General features: G+C 65.3%; 18 protein-coding genes. 7 read left to right on the plus strand and 11 right to left on the minus strand.

Annotation, left to right across the window (positions count from 1 at the left end; all coding sequences use genetic code 11):
- Nucleotides 1-6 precede the first annotated feature (6 nt).
- From JQ603_RS25450 to JQ603_RS25460, 3 genes are all read left to right on the plus strand, one after another.
- On the plus strand, nucleotides 7-456 hold the full coding sequence (locus JQ603_RS25450) for a hypothetical protein (protein ID WP_212343424.1): 450 nt from the start codon (nucleotides 7-9) through the stop codon (nucleotides 454-456).
- Between the two features lie 97 nt (nucleotides 457-553).
- Entirely contained in the window at nucleotides 554-1,573 is a 1,020-nt protein-coding gene (locus JQ603_RS25455) for a S1C family serine protease (RefSeq protein ID WP_212343425.1), read from the plus strand.
- A 58-nt stretch (nucleotides 1,574-1,631) separates the two neighbouring features.
- A complete protein-coding gene (locus JQ603_RS25460) occupies nucleotides 1,632-3,362 on the plus strand; it encodes an FAD-dependent oxidoreductase (protein WP_212343426.1) in 1,731 nt (576 codons plus the stop codon).
- Between the two features lie 142 nt (nucleotides 3,363-3,504).
- Here JQ603_RS25460 and JQ603_RS25465 read toward each other — a convergent pair whose 3' ends face one another.
- Nucleotides 3,505-6,987 carry an indolepyruvate ferredoxin oxidoreductase family protein gene (locus tag JQ603_RS25465; RefSeq protein WP_349630761.1) on the minus strand — a complete coding sequence of 1,161 codons (3,483 nt, stop codon included), beginning with the start codon at nucleotides 6,985-6,987 and terminating at the stop codon, nucleotides 3,505-3,507.
- 161 nt (nucleotides 6,988-7,148) lie between these two features.
- Here JQ603_RS25465 and JQ603_RS25470 point away from each other — a divergent pair, with 161 nt between their 5' ends.
- From JQ603_RS25470 to JQ603_RS25480, 3 genes are all read left to right on the plus strand, one after another.
- Nucleotides 7,149-8,117, plus strand: a complete 969-nt coding sequence (locus tag JQ603_RS25470) for a hypothetical protein (protein ID WP_212343428.1) — start codon at nucleotides 7,149-7,151, stop codon at nucleotides 8,115-8,117.
- A gap of 205 nt (nucleotides 8,118-8,322) precedes the next feature.
- Nucleotides 8,323-9,021 (plus strand): cysteine hydrolase family protein, encoded by a 699-nt coding sequence (locus tag JQ603_RS25475; protein WP_212343429.1) that lies wholly within the window; start codon nucleotides 8,323-8,325, stop codon nucleotides 9,019-9,021.
- A gap of 10 nt (nucleotides 9,022-9,031) precedes the next feature.
- Nucleotides 9,032-10,699 carry a regulator gene (locus JQ603_RS25480; RefSeq protein ID WP_212343430.1) on the plus strand — a complete coding sequence of 556 codons (1,668 nt, stop codon included), beginning with the start codon at nucleotides 9,032-9,034 and terminating at the stop codon, nucleotides 10,697-10,699.
- A gap of 60 nt (nucleotides 10,700-10,759) precedes the next feature.
- Here JQ603_RS25480 and JQ603_RS25485 read toward each other — a convergent pair whose 3' ends face one another.
- From JQ603_RS25485 to JQ603_RS25530, 10 genes are all read right to left on the minus strand, one after another.
- Nucleotides 10,760-11,584: a carbohydrate ABC transporter permease gene (locus JQ603_RS25485; RefSeq protein WP_212343431.1), complete on the minus strand. Its 825-nt coding sequence runs from the start codon at nucleotides 11,582-11,584 to the stop codon at nucleotides 10,760-10,762.
- A complete protein-coding gene (locus tag JQ603_RS25490) occupies nucleotides 11,581-12,519 on the minus strand; it encodes a carbohydrate ABC transporter permease (RefSeq protein WP_212343432.1) in 939 nt (312 codons plus the stop codon). Before JQ603_RS25490 ends, JQ603_RS25485 begins: the two co-directional genes overlap by 4 nt.
- Nucleotides 12,516-13,841: an ABC transporter substrate-binding protein gene (locus JQ603_RS25495; protein ID WP_212343433.1), complete on the minus strand. Its 1,326-nt coding sequence runs from the start codon at nucleotides 13,839-13,841 to the stop codon at nucleotides 12,516-12,518. The genes JQ603_RS25490 and JQ603_RS25495 overlap by 4 nt, the downstream gene beginning before the upstream one ends.
- A gap of 79 nt (nucleotides 13,842-13,920) precedes the next feature.
- Entirely contained in the window at nucleotides 13,921-14,700 is a 780-nt protein-coding gene (soxA, locus tag JQ603_RS25500) for a sulfur oxidation c-type cytochrome SoxA (protein WP_212343434.1), read from the minus strand.
- On the minus strand, nucleotides 14,697-15,014 hold the full coding sequence (gene soxZ / locus JQ603_RS25505; protein WP_212343435.1) for a thiosulfate oxidation carrier complex protein SoxZ: 318 nt from the start codon (nucleotides 15,012-15,014) through the stop codon (nucleotides 14,697-14,699). The genes soxA and soxZ overlap by 4 nt, the downstream gene beginning before the upstream one ends.
- Nucleotides 15,014-15,481, minus strand: a complete 468-nt coding sequence (locus JQ603_RS25510) for a SoxY-related AACIE arm protein (RefSeq protein ID WP_212343436.1) — start codon at nucleotides 15,479-15,481, stop codon at nucleotides 15,014-15,016. Before JQ603_RS25510 ends, soxZ begins: the two co-directional genes overlap by 1 nt.
- A gap of 4 nt (nucleotides 15,482-15,485) precedes the next feature.
- Nucleotides 15,486-15,932: a sulfur oxidation c-type cytochrome SoxX gene (soxX, locus tag JQ603_RS25515; protein WP_212343437.1), complete on the minus strand. Its 447-nt coding sequence runs from the start codon at nucleotides 15,930-15,932 to the stop codon at nucleotides 15,486-15,488.
- Complete coding sequence (locus JQ603_RS25520; RefSeq protein WP_212343438.1) at nucleotides 15,925-17,208, minus strand: NAD(P)/FAD-dependent oxidoreductase; 1,284 nt, start codon at nucleotides 17,206-17,208, stop codon at nucleotides 15,925-15,927. Before JQ603_RS25520 ends, soxX begins: the two co-directional genes overlap by 8 nt.
- A 47-nt stretch (nucleotides 17,209-17,255) precedes the next feature.
- Nucleotides 17,256-19,442, minus strand: a complete 2,187-nt coding sequence (locus JQ603_RS25525; protein ID WP_212343439.1) for a xanthine dehydrogenase family protein molybdopterin-binding subunit — start codon at nucleotides 19,440-19,442, stop codon at nucleotides 17,256-17,258.
- A gap of 11 nt (nucleotides 19,443-19,453) precedes the next feature.
- Nucleotides 19,454-19,903 (minus strand): (2Fe-2S)-binding protein, encoded by a 450-nt coding sequence (locus tag JQ603_RS25530; protein WP_212343440.1) that lies wholly within the window; start codon nucleotides 19,901-19,903, stop codon nucleotides 19,454-19,456.
- A gap of 269 nt (nucleotides 19,904-20,172) precedes the next feature.
- Between JQ603_RS25530 and JQ603_RS25535 the strand changes: the two genes are divergently transcribed.
- A complete protein-coding gene (locus JQ603_RS25535; protein WP_018646167.1) occupies nucleotides 20,173-20,427 on the plus strand; it encodes a hypothetical protein in 255 nt (84 codons plus the stop codon).
- Nucleotides 20,428-20,487: the final 60 nt, after the last annotated feature.

The following is a 20,487-nucleotide window of genomic DNA, read 5'->3' on the forward strand; positions in this document are numbered from 1 at the left end:
ACCGATATGTCCGAGCAGATGACCCTTACGCCGCGGCAGCGCCAGGACTTGCGCATCATCGCCGCGATGATCATTCCACCGAGCGAGGAATATCGCGTCCCCGGCGCCGATGACGACATCATCCAGGCCGACATCGTCGCAACGCTGGGCCGGGACACCAGGCCGGTCGCGGCGGCGCTCGACCATCTGGCGCGACTTGCGGGGATGTCGCTCGCCGAGCTCGCGCCCGACGCACGCGACGGCGTCGCGCAGCAGTTCCGCAAGCACGGCGGCGTGCCGGCAGCAACGCTCGTCCGCGTCGTTATGCAATGCTACTACCGGGACGACCGCGTGCTGCGATCGCTCGGGCTGGAGCTGCGCGCGCCGTTTCCGAAGGGCCATGTGCTCCCCGACGGTGACTGGTCGCTGCTCGATCCGGTCAAGGCGAGGGCGGGCACGCTGCGGCGCGCGCCCTAGCCACTTGGGCAGTCCAAGCCCAACCCTGCACTCCAGACGGGTCCCTTGCGCTGGCGGGAACAGGCCACCATCTGTGTGAGCCTCAAGGACTCTTGCCATGCTGGATTACACCTCAGATATCGCCGATGACGCCCCGTCATCGCGAACGACCGCGGGTGCCCCGGCCGATGACCGGGCCCTGCTGGACGCCTATTCCAATGCCGTGATCGACGTCACCGACCGCGTCGGTCCTGCGGTCGTGCGCGTCGAGACCGGGCCGAAAGTGCCGAACGGCCGCGAGCGCGGCGGGCTCGGCTCCGGCATCGTGATCTCGCCGGACGGCCTCGTCCTCACCAACAGCCATGTGGTCGGTACGTCGAAGGAGATCCGGCTGCGCGACGTCGAGGGCCATGTCGGCGACGCCCGGGTGCTCGGCGTCGATCCCGACACCGATCTTGCGCTGCTGCGCGCCAATGGCGTGCGCGATCTGCCCTATGCCGCGCTCGGCAATTCCAAGTCCTTGCGGCGCGGCCAGCTCGTGATCGCAATCGGCAATCCGCTCGGCTTCGAATCGACCGTGACCGCCGGCGTGGTCTCGGCGCTCGGCCGCTCGATCCGCTCGGTCAGCGGCCGCACCATCGAGGACGTGATCCAGACCGATGCCGCGCTCAATCCCGGCAATTCTGGTGGGCCGCTGGTGTCGTCGAACGCCGAGGTGATCGGCATCAACACGGCCATCATCAACGGCGCGCAGGGCATCTGCTTTGCGGTCGCCAGCAACACCGCGCAATTCGTGCTGTCGGAGATCATCCGCCACGGCTATGTCCGCCGCGCCTATATCGGTGTTGCCGGGCAGACCGCGCCGGTGCCGCGGCGGCACGCAGTGCTGGCCGGCGTCGAGAACAAGATGGGCGCGCTCTTGATGCAGATCGAGCCCGATGGACCGGCGGCGAAGGCGGGCCTGCTGCCCGGCGACGTCGTGATCAGGCTCGACGGCGTCGAGATCAACGGCGTCGACGATCTGATCCGCGTGCTCGACCGCGACCGCATCGGCCGCCGTCTCGCCATGGACGTGCTGCGGCTCGGCCGCCTGCGGGCGATCGACATCGACCCGATCGAGCGCAAGCCGCAGCGCTAGCTGCAAGCTCGCTGGCGGGGTATGACGGTGTCATGCCTTGCTTCCGGACACCTGCCGTATGATGCCGGCGCACGAGAGCTACGACGTCATTGTCATCGGCGCCGGTGCCGGTGGCATGACGGCCGCGGCCGTTGCTGCCGTGGAAGGCCTGCGCGTTCTGGTGATCGAGAAGACCGCCTTCGTCGGCGGCACCACCGCGTGGTCCGGCGGCATGGTCTGGATCCCCGCCAATGCCAAGATGAAAGAGGCGGGGCTCTCGGACAGCGTCACGGATGCCGTCCAGTATTTGTCGAGCACGGTGCCCGAGCCCGCCAATGCCGGCCTGCGCGCCGCCTTCCTCGCGCGCGGACCGGAGGCGGTCGCATGGCTCGAGGTCAATACCGAGGTGCGGCTCCAGCCCGTCAAGGTCTATCCGGATTATTATCCGGAGCGGCTGGGCGCAACATCAGGCGGTCGCGTGCTTGAGCCGGTGGCCTTCGACGGCACGCGGCTGGGCCAGGCCTTCGCGCGGCTGCGGCCGCCGCTGCCGGAGTTCACGCTGTTCGGCGGAATGATGGTCAACCGGCTCGACATTCCGCATCTGCGGCGTGTCGGAAAATCGCTGCGCTCGACCCTGCGCGCGGCGCGGCTGGTGTCCGCATACGCGTTGCAGCGGCTGCGCAGCCCGCGCGGCACGACACTGCATCTCGGCAACGCGCTCGCCGCGCGGCTCTACGCCTCGCTGCTGGCGCGGCAGGTCGAAATCCTCTTCAGCGCCGATATCGAGGATCTGTCGATGCAAGGCGATCGCGTCGCCGGCGTGGTGATCCGTCACGGCGCCCGCGACCGCCTGATTGCCGCGCGCCGCGGCGTGGTGCTGGCGACCGGCGGCTTCTCGCACGACGCCGCTTTGCGCAAGCGCTTCTTCCCTGCGGCTGCGGGATTTGTCTCGGCGACGAACATATCGGGCACCGGCGACGGGCTTCGGCTTGCGGCCACAGCCGGTGCCGCGCTCAACACGGACGCGACCAGCCCGGCCTATTGGGTGCCGGCCTCGCTGTTCCGCCGCGCCGACGGCAGCCGCGGCGTGTTCCCGCATACGGTGACCGACCGCGCCAAGCCCGGCGTGATCGCCGTCAACGCCGCGGGCCGCCGCTTCGTCAACGAGGCGCTGTCCTACCACGAGTTCGTGCTTGCCATGCTGCGCGACGGCAATGGTGAGCCGGACCGGCCGTTCTATCTCGTCTGCGACCGCGTGTTCCTGTGGGCTTACGGCCTCGGCCGCATCAAGCCGTTCACGCGCAGTGTCCGGCGCTATGTCGCAAGCGGCGAGCTGATCGAGGCTGCCGATGTCGCGCAACTGGCGGGCAGGATCGGCATCAAGCCCTCTGCGCTGACGGCGACGCTTGCGAGCTACAACGAAGGTGCGAAGGAGGGGCGCGATCCCGAATTCGGCCGCGGCAGCACCATCTACCAGCGCCATCTTGGCGACGCCTCCCACAAGCCCAACCCTTGCGTTGCGCCGATCGTCCGCGCGCCGTTCTTTGCGATGCGGATCTATCCCGCCGACCTCGGCACCGCGATCGGCATGAAGGTCGACGCGCAGGCCCGCGTGCTGCGCGAGGACGGCACTCCGATCGCGGGGCTCTATGCCTGCGGCAACGACATGGGCTCGATCACGAACGGCAATTATCCGGGGCCGGGCATCACGCTAGGCCCGGCGCTGACGTTCGGGTACGTCGCGGGACGGCATCTGGCGGAGGGTGGGGTGGTGGTGCTGCCACCAAGCGTCGCCACAACACCAGTCTAGCCATCCCCACCGCTGTCATGCCCCGCGAAGGCGGGGCATCCAGTACGCCGCGGCCTATCCGTATTTCACTGCCGTCTCGGAGTACTGGATCGCCCGGTCAAGCCGGGCGACGACACCTGTGTGCTTGGTGACAATGCGGCCGCTACTCCGCAGCCGCGGCAAAGCGGCTGTTCTCCAGCTCCGCTTCAAGCTGCGCCCTCTCGGCCGCCGCCAGCTTGATATTGGCTTCCTTGACATGGCCGAAGCCGCGGATGCTCTCCGGCACGCGCGCAAGTCGTGCCAGCAGCGGGATCTGCTCCGCCTTCAATCCAGCGATGCGCTGATCGATCATGGCAAAATAATCCTCGATCAGCTTGCGCTCGGTCCGGCGTTCCTCGGTGCGGCCGAACGGATCGAACGCGCCGCCACGCAAGAATTTCAGCTTTGCCAGCACGCGGAAGGCATGGAGCATCCAGCCGCCGAACTCCTGCTTCTGGAGGCGGCCGGTCGTCTTGTCACGCTTGGCGAAGATCGGCGGTGCCAGGTGATACTTCAGCGTGAAGTCGCCGTCGAACTTCTCCGACACCTTCTTCGCAAAACTGCCGTCGGTATAGAGCCGTGCGACCTCGTACTCGTCCTTGTAGGACATCAGCTTGAACAGGTTCTTCGCCACGGCTTCCGTCAGCTCGGTGGACGCGGGCGAGGCGGCGCTCTCCGCCTTGCGCACCTTGGCAACCGCCGAAAGATAGCGGTCGGCGTAGGCCTTGTCCTGATAGCCCGTCAAAAACTCCGCGCGCGTCGCGATGATGTCGTCGAGCGATTTTGTGGGCGCGGAAGCGCGGGCCTTGAACTGGAGCACGCTGCGCACCCGCGACATGTCATGGGCGGCAAGGCGCCCCCAGGTGAAGGCGAGCTTGTTCATCTCGATGGCGGCACCATTGATCTCGATGGCGCGGAGCAGGGCCTCCAGCGAGAGCGGGATCGCGCCCTTCTGGAAGGCGAAGCCGAGCATGAAGGGATTGGTCGCGATGCTGTCGCCCATCAGCGCAGCGGCAATGCCTGTCGCGTCGATGATGTCGAGGTTCTTGTCGCCGATGGCGTCGCGCAGCACGGTCTGCATCGCGCCCATCTCGAAATCGAGATCGGGGTTTTGCACGAAGCTCGCGGTCGGCTGCAGATCGGCGTTGATGTAGGCCTTGGTCATTCCGCGCTCGGCGCGGCTGAGCGCGGTCGGGCCGGCCGAGACGATCATGTCGCAGCCGAGGATGACGTCGGCGCCGCCGGTGGTGATGCGCACGGCGGAGATGTCTTCCGGCTTCGGCGCGATGCGGACATGGCTCATCACCGCGCCGTTCTTCTGCGACAGGCCGGTGAAATCGAGCGCGGAACAGCCGCGGCCGTCGACATGGGCGGCCATGCCAAGCAGGGCGCCGATGGTGATGACGCCGGTGCCGCCGATGCCGGTGACGAGGATGTTGTAGGGGCCGTCGAGCTCACGCGCCGGCGGCAGCGGCAGATCGGCGAACAGCTGCCCGGAATCCACGGCCGAGGTCTTCATGCGCTTCAGCGTGCCGCCATGCACGGTGACAAAGCTCGGGCAAAAGCCCTCGACGCAGGAAAAGTCCTTGTTGCAGTTCGACTGGTCGATCTGGCGCTTGCGGCCGAATTCGGTCTCCAGCGGCTGCACCGAGACGCAGTTGGAGGCCTGCGAGCAGTCGCCGCAGCCTTCGCAGACGAGCTCGTTGATGAAGGCGCGCTTGGCGGGATCGGGATAGAGCCCGCGCTTGCGGCGGCGGCGCTTTTCCGCTGCGCAGGTCTGGTCGTAGATGATGACCGTGAGGCCCTTGATATCGCGCAGCTCGCGCTGCACGGCATCGAGCTCGCGGCGGTGATGGATGGTCGCGCCCTGCGGGAAGTAGTTGCCTTCAGGGTATTTGCTGGGATCGTCCGAGACGATCGCAAGCCGCTTGACGCCTTCCGCCCAGACCTGATGCGCGATCTGCGCGACGTTGAAGGCGCCTTCGGCCGGCTGGCCGCCGGTCATCGCCACGGCGTCATTGTAGAGGATCTTGTAGGTGATGTTGATGCCGGCGGCGGAGGCGGCGCGGAGCGCCAGCAGGCCGGAATGGGTGTAGGTGCCGTCGCCGAGATTCTGGAAAATGTGCTTCTCGGTGGTGAAGGGCGACTGGCCGATCCAGTTCACGCCTTCGGCGCCCATATGCGAGATCAAATCGGTGCGACGGGTCGGCATGCTCAGGGCCATGCCGTGGCAGCCGATGCCGGCCATGGCGCGGCTGCCTTCGGGCACGCGCGTCGAGGTGTTGTGCGGACAACCCGAGCAGAAGAACGGCGTGCGCGCGAGCGTGATCTGCGTGCTCGTGGTGACGGGATTGTCGAAGGCCTCGAGCCGCGCCAGGCGCTGCTCGAGCACCGGGCTGTGATGGCCGAGCTTGCGCAGCCGCGCGACGAGGGCGGAGGCCACGATCGTCGGCGTCAGCTCACCCTCGCTCGGCAACAGCGGCGCGCCGCTTTCGTCGCGCTTGCCCGTGACGGTCGGGCGCTTTGAGGCATCCACGTTGTAGAGGATGCGCATCAGCTGGTCTTCGATGAAGCCGCGCTTCTCTTCGACCACCAGCACGTCCTGAAGACCTTCGGCGAAACGCCTGGCGCCGCTTTCCTCCAGCGGCCAGGTCAGCGCGACCTTGTAGATGCGAAGGCCGAGATCCTGCGCGTCCTTGTCGGTGATGCCGAGGTCAGCCAGCGCCTGGCGGAGATCGAGATAGGCCTTGCCGGTCGCGACGATGCCGAGCCGGGCCGGCCTGGAATCGAGCACGATGCGGTCGAGCTGGTTGGCGCGGGCGAAGGCCTGCACGGCGGCCATCTTCGGGCCGAACAGGCGCTTCTCGGCCTCCAGCGGCGGATCGGGCCAGCGGATGTTGAGGCCGCCGGGCGGCATCTCGAAATCATCGGGCAGCACGATCTTGATGCGTTCAGGGTCGCTGTCGATCGATGCCGAGCTCTCCACGGTCTCGCTGATCGCCTTGAAGCCGACCCAGCAGCCGGAGAAGCGCGACAGCGCGAAACCGTAGAGACCCAGATCGAGATAATCCTGCAGCGTGGCGGGATTGATCACGGGGATCATCGCCGCCGCGAACACCTGCTCGCTCTGATGCGCCAGCGTCGAGGACTGGCAGCCATGGTCGTCGCCCGCGAGCGCGAGCACGCCGCCATTGAGCGAGGTGCCGGCCGCATTGGCATGCTTGAGCGCATCGACCGAGCGGTCGACGCCCGGCCCCTTGCCGTACCAGATGCCGAACACACCATCGACCTTGGCGCCGGGAAACAGGCCGACCTGCTGGCTGCCCCAGACGGCGGTTGCCGCCAGATCCTCATTCAGGCCGGGGACGAAGGCGATGTCGTGCTGCTGCAGATGCGACTTCGCGCGCCACAGCGCGTGGTCGTACATGCCGAGCGGGGAACCGCGATAGCCCGAGATGAAGCCGCCGGTGTTGAGGCCCTGAAGCCGGTCGCGTTCGCGCTGCAACATGGGGAGGCGGACCAGGGCCTGCGTTCCGGACAGGAAGATCCGCTTCGATTCGAGCCGGTATTTATCGTCCAGCTCGACCTGCATCAGCGTCATTTCGATGTCCTTGTTCTTCTTGGTCCGGCGGGGATTTTGCGCCGCGGAAAAAGGTGCGGCGCTTGCGAAGCGGGTGTTGCCAGTCAAAAGCATGGACCACCGAAGTCAATATCGCTGGCCGCATCCGTGGCGGTCCTGTTAGTCATGGCTGCCTGTGGAGGAAAGCCATGACTGCAAACGCATTCGGAACCGAGATCACCGAGACCGCCGAGGCGCTGATCGGGCCGTGGCGCAAGCCGCGCCAGATGCTTCAGGCGCAAACCTACGATGCGCACGCCTCCATCCATGACGATGCCACCGCCCAGAAGCTCGGCTTCAAGGGCGGCACCATCGAAGGCCCGACGCATTTCAGCCAGTTCGCCCCGCTCGGCGCGCGGCTGTGGGGGCAGGCCTGGTTCGAGAGTGGCTGCCTGTCCGCGCATTACCGCAGCGTCTGCTACGAGGGCGAGGAGGTGCAGGCGATCCTGTCGAAGCCATTGCCGGGCACAAGCCAATGCCAGATCCAGATGGTGAAGCGCGACGGCACCGAGGTGCTGCGCGGGACGGCCTCGGTCGGTGATGCACAGGTTGCAACCGCGCTCGAGACGCGTCTTGGCGAGCTCAAGCCGCTCACCGATCCCGTCATCCTGCGCGACGTGAAGGTGGCACAGACCGGCAAGCGGCAGACGGTGCGGATGGCGTTCGACCAGAACATGGGCGACCTCTATCCGTTCTCGCTCAGGCAGAAGCTCGCCGTCATCACCGAGAGCTCGCCGTACTATTCGGGCGCGGACAATGCTTTTGCGAATCCTTGGCGCAGGCCGATCATCCCGATGGAGATGCTGAGCGTGCTGTTCCAGTACCGCTCCAAGGAGGATCCGCTGCCGGCCAGGGGACCGGCCGTCGGTCTGTTCGCCGACCAGGAGATCCGCCTGGTGAAGGGTCCGCTCTTTGTCAACGAGGAATATGAAGTCGAGCGCGAGGTGGTCGCGCTCTCCGGCAGCCGCCGCACCGAAAGCGCCTGGGCAAAGACGCGCGTGTTCGACAAGGCGGGTACGGTGGTGGCGACGATGCTGCTCAACATGGCGACGCTGAAGGACTCCTATGCGCCGTATGAGGAGGAGTATCGGCGGCTGTATGGAGATACTGCCCGCTAAAAAAGCGGGCTCGGCCGTCGCTCATGCTTTGAGCAAATGCACGCCGTAAAGCCGTCGCACAGCGAATAAGCAGACCCGCGCTCCTCCGATAACATTCTGACAGCGCAGTAAATTTCCGCGCGCCGTCGGTCCGATCGTTATTGTACACAATGGCACGGCGCTTGCAGAACTCCTGGCAAAGAGAGTTCTCGCGGGGGCCTGCGTTATGTTGAACTCAGCCAAGCCGACACCGGGCGTCATCAGCGCCGAGCCCGAGCCGATCAAGCTCGACTGGCCCGCCACCGCGCTTCTCATCATCGACATGCAGCGCGACTTCATGGAGCCCGGCGGCTTCGGCGAGACGCTGGGCAATGACGTCAGCCAGCTCGCGCGCGCGGTGAAGCCGATCGGCGCCGTGCTGAAGGCGGCGCGCGACACCGGCATGCTGGTGATCCACACCCGCGAGGGCCATCTGCCTGACCTGTCCGATGCACCGCCGGCGAAGGTCGAGCGCGGCGCGCCGTCCCTGCGCATCGGCGATCCCGGCCCGATGGGCCGCATCCTCATTCGCGGCGAGGCCGGCCACGACATCATCCCCGAGCTCTATCCGCTCGACAGCGAGGTCGTGATCGACAAGCCCGGCAAGGGCGCGTTCTACGCCACCGAGCTGACCGATGTGCTGGAGAAATACGGCATCGAAAATCTCCTGGTGTGCGGCGTCACCACTGAAGTGTGCGTCAACACCACCGTGCGCGAAGCCAACGACCGCGGTTATCGCTGCGTCGTCATTTCGGACGGCTGCGCATCGTACTTCCCCGAGTTTCACGAGATGGGCCTGAGGATGATCAAGGCCCAGGGCGGCATCTTCGGCTGGGTCGCGGACTCAGCCGCAGTTCTGGAGGCAATGAAAGTTTCGACCACATAGGGGTATTATCATGAGCACATTGATGGGGACGGCCGGCAAATCTGATCTGAGCAAGTCCGATTTCAAGCCGGCACTATGGACATCGGGCGACTGGAACGCGTTTTTCGGCTTCGGCACCAACATCCTCGTCAACATGCTCGTGCTCACGGGCCTGTTGCGCTTCGTTTTGAAGATGCCTGATAGCCTCGTGTTCGGCCGCATCCTGCCCGCACTCGGGCTGATGATGTGCCTGTCCACCTTCTATTATGCGTATCTCGCCTATCGCCTCGCGCAGAAAACCGGCCGCGACGATGTCTGCGCGCTGCCGTCGGGCGTCAGCGTGCCGCACATGTTCATCGTCACCTTCGTGATCATGCTGCCGATCACGCTCAAGACCGGCGATCCGCTCAAGGGCTGGTCGGCCGGTCTCGTCTGGGTGTTCTTCCAGAGCTTCATCCTGATGATCGGCGGCTTCATTGCCCCGTTCATTCGAAAAATCACGCCGCGCGCGGCGCTGCTCGGCACGCTCGCCGGCGTCTCCGTCACCTTCATCTCGATGCGGCCCGCACTTGAGATGTACATGACGCCGCAGATCGGTCTCGTCTGCTTCGCCATCATCCTGGTGAGCTGGTTCGGCGGCGTGAAATACTGGCGCGGCATTCCCGCGGGCCTCGTCGCCATTGCGGCCGGCATGATCATCGCCTGGGGCTCGAACCTGTTCGGGCTCGGCCTCGGCGGGTTGAGCATTGCGGGCGTTGGCGCTGCCTTCGCAAACTTCGGCTTCTCGGTGCCGATTCCCGCCGTGGGCTACGTCTTCTCCGGCTTCGAGTTCCTCGGCATCATCCTCGTCACCGCCATTCCCTTCGGCATCTACGACCTCGTCGAGGCCATGGACAATGTCGAGAGCGCGGAAGCGGCCGGCGACGAATATCCGACCACGCGCGTGCTCACCGCCGACGGCGTCGTCAGCCTGATCGGCTGCCTGATGGGCAATCCCTTCATCAACGCGGTCTATATCGGCCATCCCGGCTGGAAGGCGATGGGCGGCCGCATCGGCTATTCGGCCGCGACCGGCATCATGGTGGTGGTGCTGGCCTGGTTCGGCATCATCTCGGTGCTGCTGGCGCTGGTGCCCGTCGTCGCGATCTCGCCGATCCTGCTCTATATCGGCATGCTCATCGGCGCGCAGGCGTTCCAGACCACGCCGGTCAAGCACGCGCCCGCGATCGTGCTGGCGCTGACGCCGCATCTGGCGGCCTGGGCCAAGCTCCAGATCGACACCATGCTGGCCTCGACCATGAGTGCGGCGGCGACCGTCGGCGGCATGGCCGCCGACAAGGCCGACGCGGTCAAGACAGCTGCGGTCGCAGCGCTGCCGCAGCAGGGCGTATTCTATCACGGCCTCGAGGTGATGGGCGGCGGCTCCATTCTCGGCGGCCTCATCCTCGGCGCGATCGGCGTCTTCATCATCGAGCGCGATTTCGAGAAGGCCTCGGCGTTCGCTCTGGTCGGTGCGGTGCTTACCTATTTCGGCTTCATGCACGGCGAAGCCGTCGGCATCGGCGGCGGCTTCGGCGTCACGCCCGCAGTGGCATTTGCCTACGCCGTGATGGCGGCCGGACTGTTCGCGGCGAGCAAGCTCGGCACCACCGAGCACTACGCCGCGCATCCGGAGATGCACGCCGCGCCGGCGGAGTAGGAACGGACGGCAGCAACAAAACCGGCCGGGCGACGTCGTGTCGCCCGGCCGTTTCATCTGTTATCCGCCCTTCACAGCCCCCGCCGTCAGTCCGGCGACGATCTGCCTCTGCGCCAGCACCGTCAGCAGCAGCACCGGGAAGGTGACGATCAGCGCGGCGGCGGCCAGCGGGCCCCAGCTCAACTGGTCGAACGAGATCATGTTGTAGACCGCAACCGGAAGCGTGCGCGTTTCGCGCCCTGCCAGCACGATGCCGAACACAAAATTGTTCCAGGAGAAGATCACCGCGAGAATGAAGGCGACCGCGATGCCGGGCTTGGCGATCGGCAGCGCGACGTGGCGGAACACCTGCCAGCGGCCGGCACCGTCGATGAGGGCGGCTTCTTCCAGCTCCATCGGAGTCGTCTCGAAATAGCCGATCATGATCCAGATCACGATCGGCACGGTCACGACGAGATGGATGATGATCTGCGGCACCAGCGTGCCGAGCAGACCGAGCCACTGGAACAGCAGGAACAGCGGGATGAGGTAGGACAGGCCCGGCGTGATGCGGGCGATCAGGATCACGATCGCGGATTTATGCGCGGCCATGCGCGCGATGCCGTAGCCGGCGGGGACCCCGACGATGAGCGCCAGCACGGTCGCGCTGCCGGTGACGATCAGGCTGTTCATGAAATAGGTCAGGAAGCGGTTGGAGGCGAGCACGTCGGCATAGTTCTTCCAGGCGATGCGATCCGGAAAGAACACCGGCGGGTAGGCGGCATTGTCGACCTCGAACTTGAGCGACAGCGAGATCATCCAGAGGAAGAACAGGATCGCCGGCGAGACGATGATGAAGACGGAGAGCCACAGGCCGATTTTGCCGATGATCTGACGGGGTGTCATGCGCCCCTCGCGATTTCGGTCCACAGCATGCGCTGGCGGGCATAGAGCATCACCGCCGCAAGCAGGACAATCAGCAGGAAGAACACGACCGCGATCGCCGAGCCGTAGCCGAGGTCGTAATAGGTGAAGGCGACGCTGTAGAGGTAGATGTTGATGGTCTCCGAGGCCGACCCCGGTCCGCCTTGCGTGATCGCGAAGATGATGTCGAAGCTCTTCACCGCGTCGATCATGCGGATCATGCCGGCGATGAACAGGAACGGCATGATCAGCGGCAGCGTGATGAAGCGGAACACCTGCCAGAAGCTGGCGCCGTCGATCTGCGCGCTCTCGTAAGGCTCTGTCGGGATCGCGGCGAGGCCGCCGAGCACGATCAGCATCACCAGCGGCGTCCATTGCCAGGTCTCGACCAGCACCAGCGAGGGAATCACGGTTGCGGGGTGAAAGACCCAGAGCTGTGCGGGGATCCCGACCAGCGACAGCAGATAGTTCAGCACGCCGAGCTGCGGGTGGAACATCATGGTCCAGACCAGCGCGATCGCCACCGGCGTCGCCATCATCGGCATGATGAAGACGCCGCGCAGAAATCCGCGGCCGGCAAAGTTCTGGTGAAACACCACGGCTGAGAGCGTGCCGAGGATCAGGGGCAGCACCACCGACAGCACGGTGTAGACCAGCGTGTGGCCCACCGCCTCGAGAAAGCGCGGATCGCTCGTGAGCCGCAGATAGTTGGAGAACCCGACGAAGGTGGTCGGCGAACCGACCTTCCATTCGTTCAGGCTCATCCAGATCGTGAAGACCCACGGGAAGATGATGATGGCGAGCACGACGACCAGTGCCGGCACCACGAAGGGCCAGTAGGACGGCGGCCGCAGCTCCTTCTCCGGCGCGGCTTCGGACCGTGCCGCGGCCGGAGTCGATTGTGTCAACGCACTCACGCTTTTTCACTGCGCTCCAGGATCGGCCGGAACTGCTCGTGGGCTTTTTTCAGCTCTGTGGCGGGGTCGGTACCTGTGATGGTCGAGGTAATTGCGGCGCCGACAAGATCGCGGAATTCGGCGACCGGGATGATCACGGGCAGGCCCAGCTTGCTGATCTTGGCGGAATCAATCACCGACTGCAGCCATTCCTTCGGCATCTTCACGCCGCTCTGGACCTCGGGGTCATTCAGGATCGAGTTGCGGAACGGCACGCCGCCGCCGGCCTGCAACAGCCGCGCGCCTTGCTTCTTGGAGACCACCCACTGGCAGAGCAGATAGGCGGCTTCCTTGTTCTTGCTCGCCGCAGCGATGCCGATGCCGTCACCATAGGTGGCCGAATATTGTCCCTTCGGTCCGGCGGGGACGACGGTGTAGCCGACCTTGCCGACGACGCGCGAGGCGGCAGGATCTTCCAGCGGCGGCGCCCAGCCAACGCCGTCGATCCACATTGCGGAACGTCCTTGCGTGAACGAAGCCATCGACTCCATCCAGTTGAAGCCGACGACGCCGGGCGGAGCGACCTTCGTCAGCAGCGTCTGGTAGATTTTTGTTGCCTCGATTGCTTCCGGACCGTCGGTCAGGATGTTGCCTTTGGCGTCGAGGAATTCCCCGCCGCAATTGAGGAAGAAGTTCGTCCACAACGTCATGTTGGCATTGCGCAGGCCGCGCCCGACGAAGCCGAAGGTGCCTTCCTTGGCGTCGGTGAGCTTCTCGGCAGCCGCGATCATCTCGTCGAAGGTCTTGGGCACAGCGACGCCCTTTTTCTGAAACAGCTCCTTGTTGTAATAGAGGATGAAATAGTCGACCGACCAGGGCAGCGACAGCATCTGGCCCTTGTCGTTCTTGGCGTATTGCAGGCCGGCGGCCGAGAAGTCGCTCTCGACGAGATCCGGCGCGGTCAGCGTCGGGTCCTTCATGAAGGGCGTGATGTCGGCGAGCCAGCCGGCTTTTTCGAACTGCCGCTTCTGCACGTGATAGCTGAGATGCACGACGTCGAAGCTCGGCCGTCCCGAGGTGAGCTCGATCACGACCTTCTGCCGCTGTTGCTGCTCGGGGATCTGCTCGGACTCGACCTGGATGCCGGTGAGCTCGGTGAACTCCTTGATGTTCTTTTGCAGGTTGTCGCCGCGTGGACCCTTGGCGAGGATCACCTCCAGCTTGGTCCCGGCGTATTTCTTCCAGTTGACCTCGGCGCGCGCGGGCAATCCGGTCAGGCTGAGCGCGCCGGTTGCGGCGGTGCCCTTAAGCAGCGTGCGGCGCGAGATGTTGTGGTTGGCCAATTCAGTCCCTCCCTTTGACTCATTTTCTTTGGGAGGGATACTAGCGGCCGTACCACGCCTGCCTAGTCCTAATCTACGATCAGGGACGTACGGCCGGCGTCTCCATCGGCAGGCCGCGCGCCCGCGACATCAGGTACAGTTCGAGCGCGACGAGCTCGGGCGAGCCGTAATCAAAGGCCCGGGCGCGAACGCCGCTAATGCAGCTGCGCAACCGGCGCTCGATCGACCCCAGCGTCTGCCACTCCAGGCGGTAGAGCGGATAGCCGGTCGGCTGCGCTTGCGTGATCGGCGCGCCCGCGAGGCGCTTGTCGAAGTTGTCGTCGTGGCAGTTGGTGCAGGCGAGATTGAGCTGTCCCTCGCGCTGCATGAAGAGGTCGCGGCCCTCGTCGACGAATGGCTTGAGCCGCGGATCGTCGCCCGCGGCGATCGGAATGCCGCGCGACTGGTGGCCGACGAAGGCGGACAGGGCCAGAAGGTCACGGCTCTCGTAAGGTAGCGGCGGTGCCTGCTGATGATTGGCCCGGCAGAGATTGATGCGCTGGTCGAGCGTGACGGGACGCACCAGCGCGTTGTCGAAGGCGGGATAGCGCGCCGCGACGCCCTTCATGCTGCTGCGCGCATCGCCATGACAATCCGCGCAGGCCTTGCCGGCGTCGCCCATCTTCTTGCCCCACAGCGTCTCGCCGTCGAGCACGAACAGCATGCCCGGATTGGACGTGTCGTCGTCCTGCATGGCGCGCGTGTCGGGCCCCATGAACGAATAGCCGGAGCGGCGCGCATCGGGCGGGATTTCGCCGGCGAGCAGGGCGGGGCCCGTGACCAGCAGCATCGCCGCCGCTATCGCGCGCCAAAAAATCATTCGACCGTGATCGATGCGGAGGCGGTGGATGAATAGCCGTTGTCGCCGGTCCATTCGAATTCGAACTTGCCGCTCTCCTTCGCGACGGTGAAGAACGACAGATACGGATTCGCGGCGATCGCCGGAAACAGGTCGGCGCGGAAGATCTCGGCGCCGTTGTAGCGGCAGGTGAAGCTCGTGATGATATCGCGCGGCACCAGTCTGCCGTCCGCGGTGTGGCGGAAGCCGGTCTCCATGATGTGCGAGGTCAGGGTACGGATCTCGATGATGTCGCCGCGTTTCGCCTTTGCGGGAACGTTGATGAGCGCGGCCATCAGTTCATCTCCTCGGTGCAGGCGGCCAGCGTCACGACCACGTCGGCCATGGCCTGCCAGAAGGTGTCGTCGGACAACCGCGCGATCGCCACCACCTTCTGGGTGTCGGCGAGCCGGATCCTCGTCGAGACCTGGGCACGGCCGGAGGAGGGATTGAGATAGAAGTTGCCGATGTTCGGCTGCGGGTTCTTCTCGTTGAAGACATGGATGCTCTTGACGTAGTCGGTCGCCGTCATCGGGCTGGCGACGCTCACCATCATCGGCACGGTGTTGCCGTTCTCGACCAGCGGCGGAATGTCGAGCTTCACCCTGCCGGTGCGGATCGATGCCTCGCCGACGACGTTGCGGATCGCTGCGGTGAGCATCGCAGGCGTCGCCTCGAGCGGCCGCAGCGTGATGATCGGGATCGTCCCGGCAGCCGTGACGCCTCCGGCAAGGCTCAAAAATCGTCGTCGCGTGGTTGGCATGAGCCTAGTCCCGAAGCGTTGCAAGAAAAGCCACGATGTCCTCGATCTCCGCAGCCGACAAGATCGGCTTGCCGGCAAAATTGCGCCCGACGCGGACGAGGCCGTCGTTGCGATAATAGGATGGCATGATGGTCTCCGCATTGAAGCGGGACGCATCGACCAGCCGAAGCCGCAACTGGCTCGCCGACCACCGGTTCCCGGCGCCGGCGAGATCGGGCGCGAGGTCGCCCTGGAACCGTGTTTCCGGAAACGGACCGGAATGGCAGAGGATGCAGGTGGTCGTGCGCGCCAGCACCAGCGCGCGTCCGCGCGCGGCATCGCCGGGCGCGCCGGTGAGCGATTGCGGAATGCTGTCGCCGACGATCTTGTAGGGCACGAGCTCATCCGCATTCGCGCTGCAGGCGAGACTGGCGGCGATCAGGGCTGCGATATGGACCGATGATCTAGCCAAAGGTGTCCGCCGTGATGGTTTGAAACCAGCGCTCGGCTTCAGTTGCTTCGCGCGCGCGCAATTCGCGCGGAGCATCGACCGGGCTCGTCGTGCCGCCTTCGACCTCGGCAAAGATATCGCCTCTGGGCTGGTAATTGCCGGCGAGCGAGAAGCCGTAACCGGGAGCGACGGTGTTGTAGCAGACGCCGGTCAGCCGCGGCGCCTCCGGTGCACGACCTGCGAGCAAAGCGACAATCACCGCGGCACAGGCCTTGCCTTGCGCGCTCGCAGCGGAGGCCGATTTCGGGATGCCGCCGCCGAGGCAGGCATCGCCGATGACGTGGATGTTCGGAACGAGCTTCGACTCGAAGGTCACAGGATCGATCGGGCACCAGCCGGTGTGGTCCGCTGCGCCCGCGATTTCGGCGATGCGCCCGGCACGCTGCGGCGGAATGACGTTGGCGACCTCAGGCGTGTAGTTGCCGAATTCGGTGACGATGGTCCTGGTCGCGGCATCGACCGAGGTCACGCGGCCGCCTTGCGACAGACCGATGCGCTCGATCATGTCGCCGTAGAGCTCCTTCCACGCCTTCTCGAACAGCCGCTGCTGGGAGAAACTGTCCTTGGCGTCGAGGATCAGCACTTTCGAACGCGGCTTCTTCGTCTTCAGGTAATGTGCGATCAGGCTGGCGCGCTCGTAGGGCGCCGGCGGGCAGCGCGAGGGATTGGCGGGGATCGCAATGGCGACCGTGCCGCCGTCTTCCATCGCCTCCAACTGTCGGCGGAGCAACAGCGTCTGCGCGCCGGCCTTCCAGGCATGCGGCATCTTTTCCGATGCGGTCTCGTCGTAGCCGGGCAGGGCCTCGACATGGAAGTCGATGCCGGGCGAGAGCACGAGACGGTCGTAAGGCAGCGCGACGCCGTCAGTCGTCATGACGCTGCGCCGGTCCGGCTCGATTGCGGTCACGGCCTGGCCGATCACGGTGATGCCATCCGCTGCGAGCTTGTCGTAGCCGAATCGCTGCGCGTCGATATCGCGCAGGCCCGCAATCACCTCGTTGCTGAAGGGACAGGGGGTGAAGATCGCGTTGGGTTCGATCAGGATGACCTGCAAATCTCCCTGCGCGCGCTTCAGCGCGCGGGCGCAAGCCGCGCCGCCGAAACCGCCGCCGACCACGACGATACGTCCCGTGGATTGCGCGTGCGAAATCGATGGCCGCGCCAACGCTGCGGCCGCCATGGTGATGCCGAACACGGCATTGCGCCGTGTCACCGGGCGCGTGGTCATCAGGGGCATCTGGAAAGGGCTGCGGCGGCAATCTCTCGCCGCCGCAGCATGTTGCTTCAGGCGAAGGTGATGTTCTGGTCGCGCAGCGGCACCGAGCGGATGCGCTTGCCGGTCGCTGCGAAGTAGGCGTTGAGCACCGCCGGCGCCGCGACGCCGATGGTCGGCTCGCCGACGCCGCCCCAGAATCCGCCGCTCGGCACCATCACCGATTCCACCTTCGGCATCTCGTTGATGCGCATCGAATTGTAGGTGTCGAAGTTGGTCTGCTCGATCTTGCCGTCCTTGACCGTGCAGCCGCCGTAGAACAGCGCCGAGAGGCCATAGACGAAGGACCCCGCGATCTGCCGCTCCACCTGCGCCGGATTGACGATGTAGCCGGGATCGGTGGAGGCGACGATGCGATGCACCTTGATCTTGCTGCCCTCGGTCACCGAGATCTCGGCAGCACCGGCAACATAGCTGCCGTAGCCCATCACCTGCGCGATGCCGCGATAGACGCCCTGCGGCGCCGGTGTATTCCAGCCGATCTTCTCGGCAACGGCATTGAGCACCGCCAGGTGCTTGGGATGGTTGCCCATCAGCTTGCGGCGGAACTCCAGGGGGTCCTGGCCTGCGGCATGGGCGAGTTCGTCCATGAAGCATTCCATGTAGATCGCGTTGTGATTGACGTTGACGCCGCGCCAGAAGCCCGGCGGGACGTGCGGATTGCGCATCGCATGCTCGACCAGCAGGTTCGGCACCGAATAGCCGATCGCGGCCTCGCCGGATTGGGCGACACCCTGGAATGCCGCCGGATCCATGCCGTTCTGCAGCGCTTCGGGGCGGAGCGAGAACAGGATCGACTGCCCGGACAGACGGTAGTGCAGCGCGACGAGGTTGTTGTTGGCATCGAACGCACCGGTCATCTTGCACTGGGTGATCGGGTGATACCGACCGTGCGCCATATCCTCTTCGCGCGACCACAGCAGCTTGACCGGTGTGCCCGGCATCTGCTTGGCGACCATGACCGCCTGGCGGACATAGTCGGTCTGGCCGCGCCGGCCGAAGCCGCCGCCGGGCATCACCTTGTGCACGTCGCACTTCTCCGCCGGCAGGCCGGAAGCCTCCAGCACCGCCGCGAAGGCGGCTTCGCCGTTCTGCGTGCCGCACCAGACCTCGCACTTGTCCGCGGTGTAGAGCGCGGTGGCGTTCATCGGCTCCATCGTGGCGTGGTTCTGGTAGGGATAGCTGTAGACAGCCTCGACCTTCTTCGCGGCTCCGGCGATTGCCGCCTTCGCGTCACCGTTCTTGTTGCCGACATAGGCGGGCTGCCCGTCGTCGAGGCCTTCGGCCAGCCATTTCGCGATCGACTCGCTGGAGACCTTGGCGTTGTCGCCCTCGTCCCAGACGATCGGCAGCGCCTCCAGCGCGGTCTTGGCGTGCCACCAGGTGTCGGCCACGACCGCGACCGCAGTATCGCCGACCTTGACGACCTTCTTGACGCCTTTCATGCCCGCGACCTTGGCCTCGTCATAGCTCTTCAGCTTGCCGCCGAACACCGGGCAGTCCTTGATCGCGGCGTTCAGCATGCCCGGCAGCTTGACGTCGATGCCGTAAGTCATGGCGCCGGTGGTCTTGTCGGCGGTGTCGAGCCGCAGCAGGCCTTTGCCGACGATGGTCCAGTCCTTGGGATCCTTGAGCTTGACGTCGGCTGGCGGCGTCAGCTTTGCGGCGGCCTCGGCGACCTTGCCGTAGGTCGTGGTCCGGCCCGATGCCTTATGGGTGATGACGCCCCTGGCAACGGTGCATTCGGAGGCCGGCACTTTCCACTCATTGGCGGCGGCCTCGATCAGCATCACGCGCGCGGTAGCGCCCCCCTTGCGGACATAGTCCTGCGAGGAGCGGATGCCGCGGCTGCCGCCGGTGGAGAAATCGCCCCAGACGCGCTTGCGGGCGACGCTCTGGCCGGGTGTCGGATATTCGGTGGTGACCTTCGACCAGTCGCATTCGAGCTCTTCGGCGACGAGCTGCGCGAGGCCGGTGAGCGAGCCCTGGCCCATCTCGGAGCGAGCGATACGGATCACGACGGTGTCGTCGGGCCTGACCACGACCCAGGCGCCGATCTCGGGCGATCCGTCAGCGGCGCGCACCACAGTGGGGCCGCCGAAGGGGATGTCGAGCCCGATTGCCAGGCCCGCGCCGACAGCAGCGCTGCCGATGACGAAGGCACGACGATTCATCTTGGGAGAGACGTGCTTGTTCATGAGGCGGCTCCTTAGGCGCTTGCGATCGTGTGGATCGCCTCGCGCACCTGCTGGAAGGTGCCGCAGCGGCAGATATTGGTGATGGCCTCGTCGATATCGGCATCGGTCGGCTTCGGCTTCTCGCTCAGCAGCGCCGCCACCGCCATGATCATGCCGCTCTGGCAATAGCCGCATTGAGGAACGTCCTTCGCGATCCAGGCTTCCTGCACCTTGTGCAGCGTGCCGCCGACGGCGAGCCCTTCGATCGTGGTGATCTTCTTGCCCTCGGCCTCGCTGACCGTGATCCCGCAGGAGCGCATCGCCACGCCGTCGAGGTGGACTGTGCAGGCGCCGCATTGTGCGATGCCGCAGCCGTATTTGGTGCCGGACAGGCCGGCATTCTCGCGGATCGCCCAGAGCAGCGGCGTATCCGGCTCGACGTCGAGTGTGAAGGTTTTTCCGTTGATTGTTAGGTTTGCCATCGCAGTCCCCTGATTGGCCCAATCCACCGATTAGACTCAGGGGCGCAATGTGTCCGGCAAATTGGAACTGTTCAAATCAAGAGTCCGAGGGGTGGCCGTCAAAGAGATCGAAACGCGCGGGGAAGAATGTTGGGCGCGCGGTGTTGCGGCGTGTGAACGGCGGTGCATGGCCGCAGCGCTTGGCCGCACAGAATTAATTTGACTAACCCAGGGCGTTGTACAACCTTTGCGTTTGGTGGATCATTAGTCCATCCTAAGGGAGAAGTGCCATGGGCCGCATCGTCACGATTGATCTCGAAAAAGTTCTCGCGTCAGGTAACGATCTCAAAGCCAAGTCGCCTTCTGGACTCACGACACACGCAGACCTGCTCGGCCTTGCCAGCGACGTCAGCAAGGATCCCGTCTCGTATCTGAGCAGCGTTGGCGTTCAGCTCGACGACCAGACGGCGACAATGTTGCGGAGCAAGCTCGCCACGCGGAGCGGCGGCGTGCAGGCCGGAACGATCCATATCGACATCCTCTGATCCCGCGTCGGCAAATATCTCGTCGGCAGATCATGATGGCCGGCTGACCGGTTCGCCGGG

The organism is Bradyrhizobium liaoningense (genome assembly GCF_018130825.1).
Lineage (GTDB): Bacteria > Pseudomonadota > Alphaproteobacteria > Rhizobiales > Xanthobacteraceae > Bradyrhizobium > Bradyrhizobium liaoningense_B.

Bases quoted from the DNA above. Each gene is read 5' to 3' on its own strand.
- JQ603_RS25450 (WP_212343424.1), top strand. From the start codon at position 7: ATGTCCGAGCAGATGACCCTTACGCCGCGGCAGCGCCAGGACTTGCGC.
- JQ603_RS25455 (WP_212343425.1), top strand. From the start codon at position 554: ATGCTGGATTACACCTCAGATATCGCCGATGACGCCCCGTCATCGCGA.
- JQ603_RS25460 (WP_212343426.1), top strand. From the start codon at position 1,632: ATGATGCCGGCGCACGAGAGCTACGACGTCATTGTCATCGGCGCCGGT.
- JQ603_RS25470 (WP_212343428.1), top strand. From the start codon at position 7,149: ATGACTGCAAACGCATTCGGAACCGAGATCACCGAGACCGCCGAGGCG.
- JQ603_RS25475 (WP_212343429.1), top strand. From the start codon at position 8,323: ATGTTGAACTCAGCCAAGCCGACACCGGGCGTCATCAGCGCCGAGCCC.
- JQ603_RS25480 (WP_212343430.1), top strand. From the start codon at position 9,032: ATGAGCACATTGATGGGGACGGCCGGCAAATCTGATCTGAGCAAGTCC.
- JQ603_RS25485 (WP_212343431.1), bottom strand. From the start codon at position 11,584: ATGACACCCCGTCAGATCATCGGCAAAATCGGCCTGTGGCTCTCCGTC.
- soxA (WP_212343434.1), bottom strand. From the start codon at position 14,700: ATGATTTTTTGGCGCGCGATAGCGGCGGCGATGCTGCTGGTCACGGGC.
- soxZ (WP_212343435.1), bottom strand. From the start codon at position 15,014: ATGGCCGCGCTCATCAACGTTCCCGCAAAGGCGAAACGCGGCGACATC.
- JQ603_RS25510 (WP_212343436.1), bottom strand. From the start codon at position 15,481: ATGCCAACCACGCGACGACGATTTTTGAGCCTTGCCGGAGGCGTCACG.
- JQ603_RS25520 (WP_212343438.1), bottom strand. From the start codon at position 17,208: ATGCCCCTGATGACCACGCGCCCGGTGACACGGCGCAATGCCGTGTTC.
- JQ603_RS25525 (WP_212343439.1), bottom strand. From the start codon at position 19,442: ATGAACAAGCACGTCTCTCCCAAGATGAATCGTCGTGCCTTCGTCATC.
- JQ603_RS25530 (WP_212343440.1), bottom strand. From the start codon at position 19,903: ATGGCAAACCTAACAATCAACGGAAAAACCTTCACACTCGACGTCGAG.
- JQ603_RS25535 (WP_018646167.1), top strand. From the start codon at position 20,173: ATGGGCCGCATCGTCACGATTGATCTCGAAAAAGTTCTCGCGTCAGGT.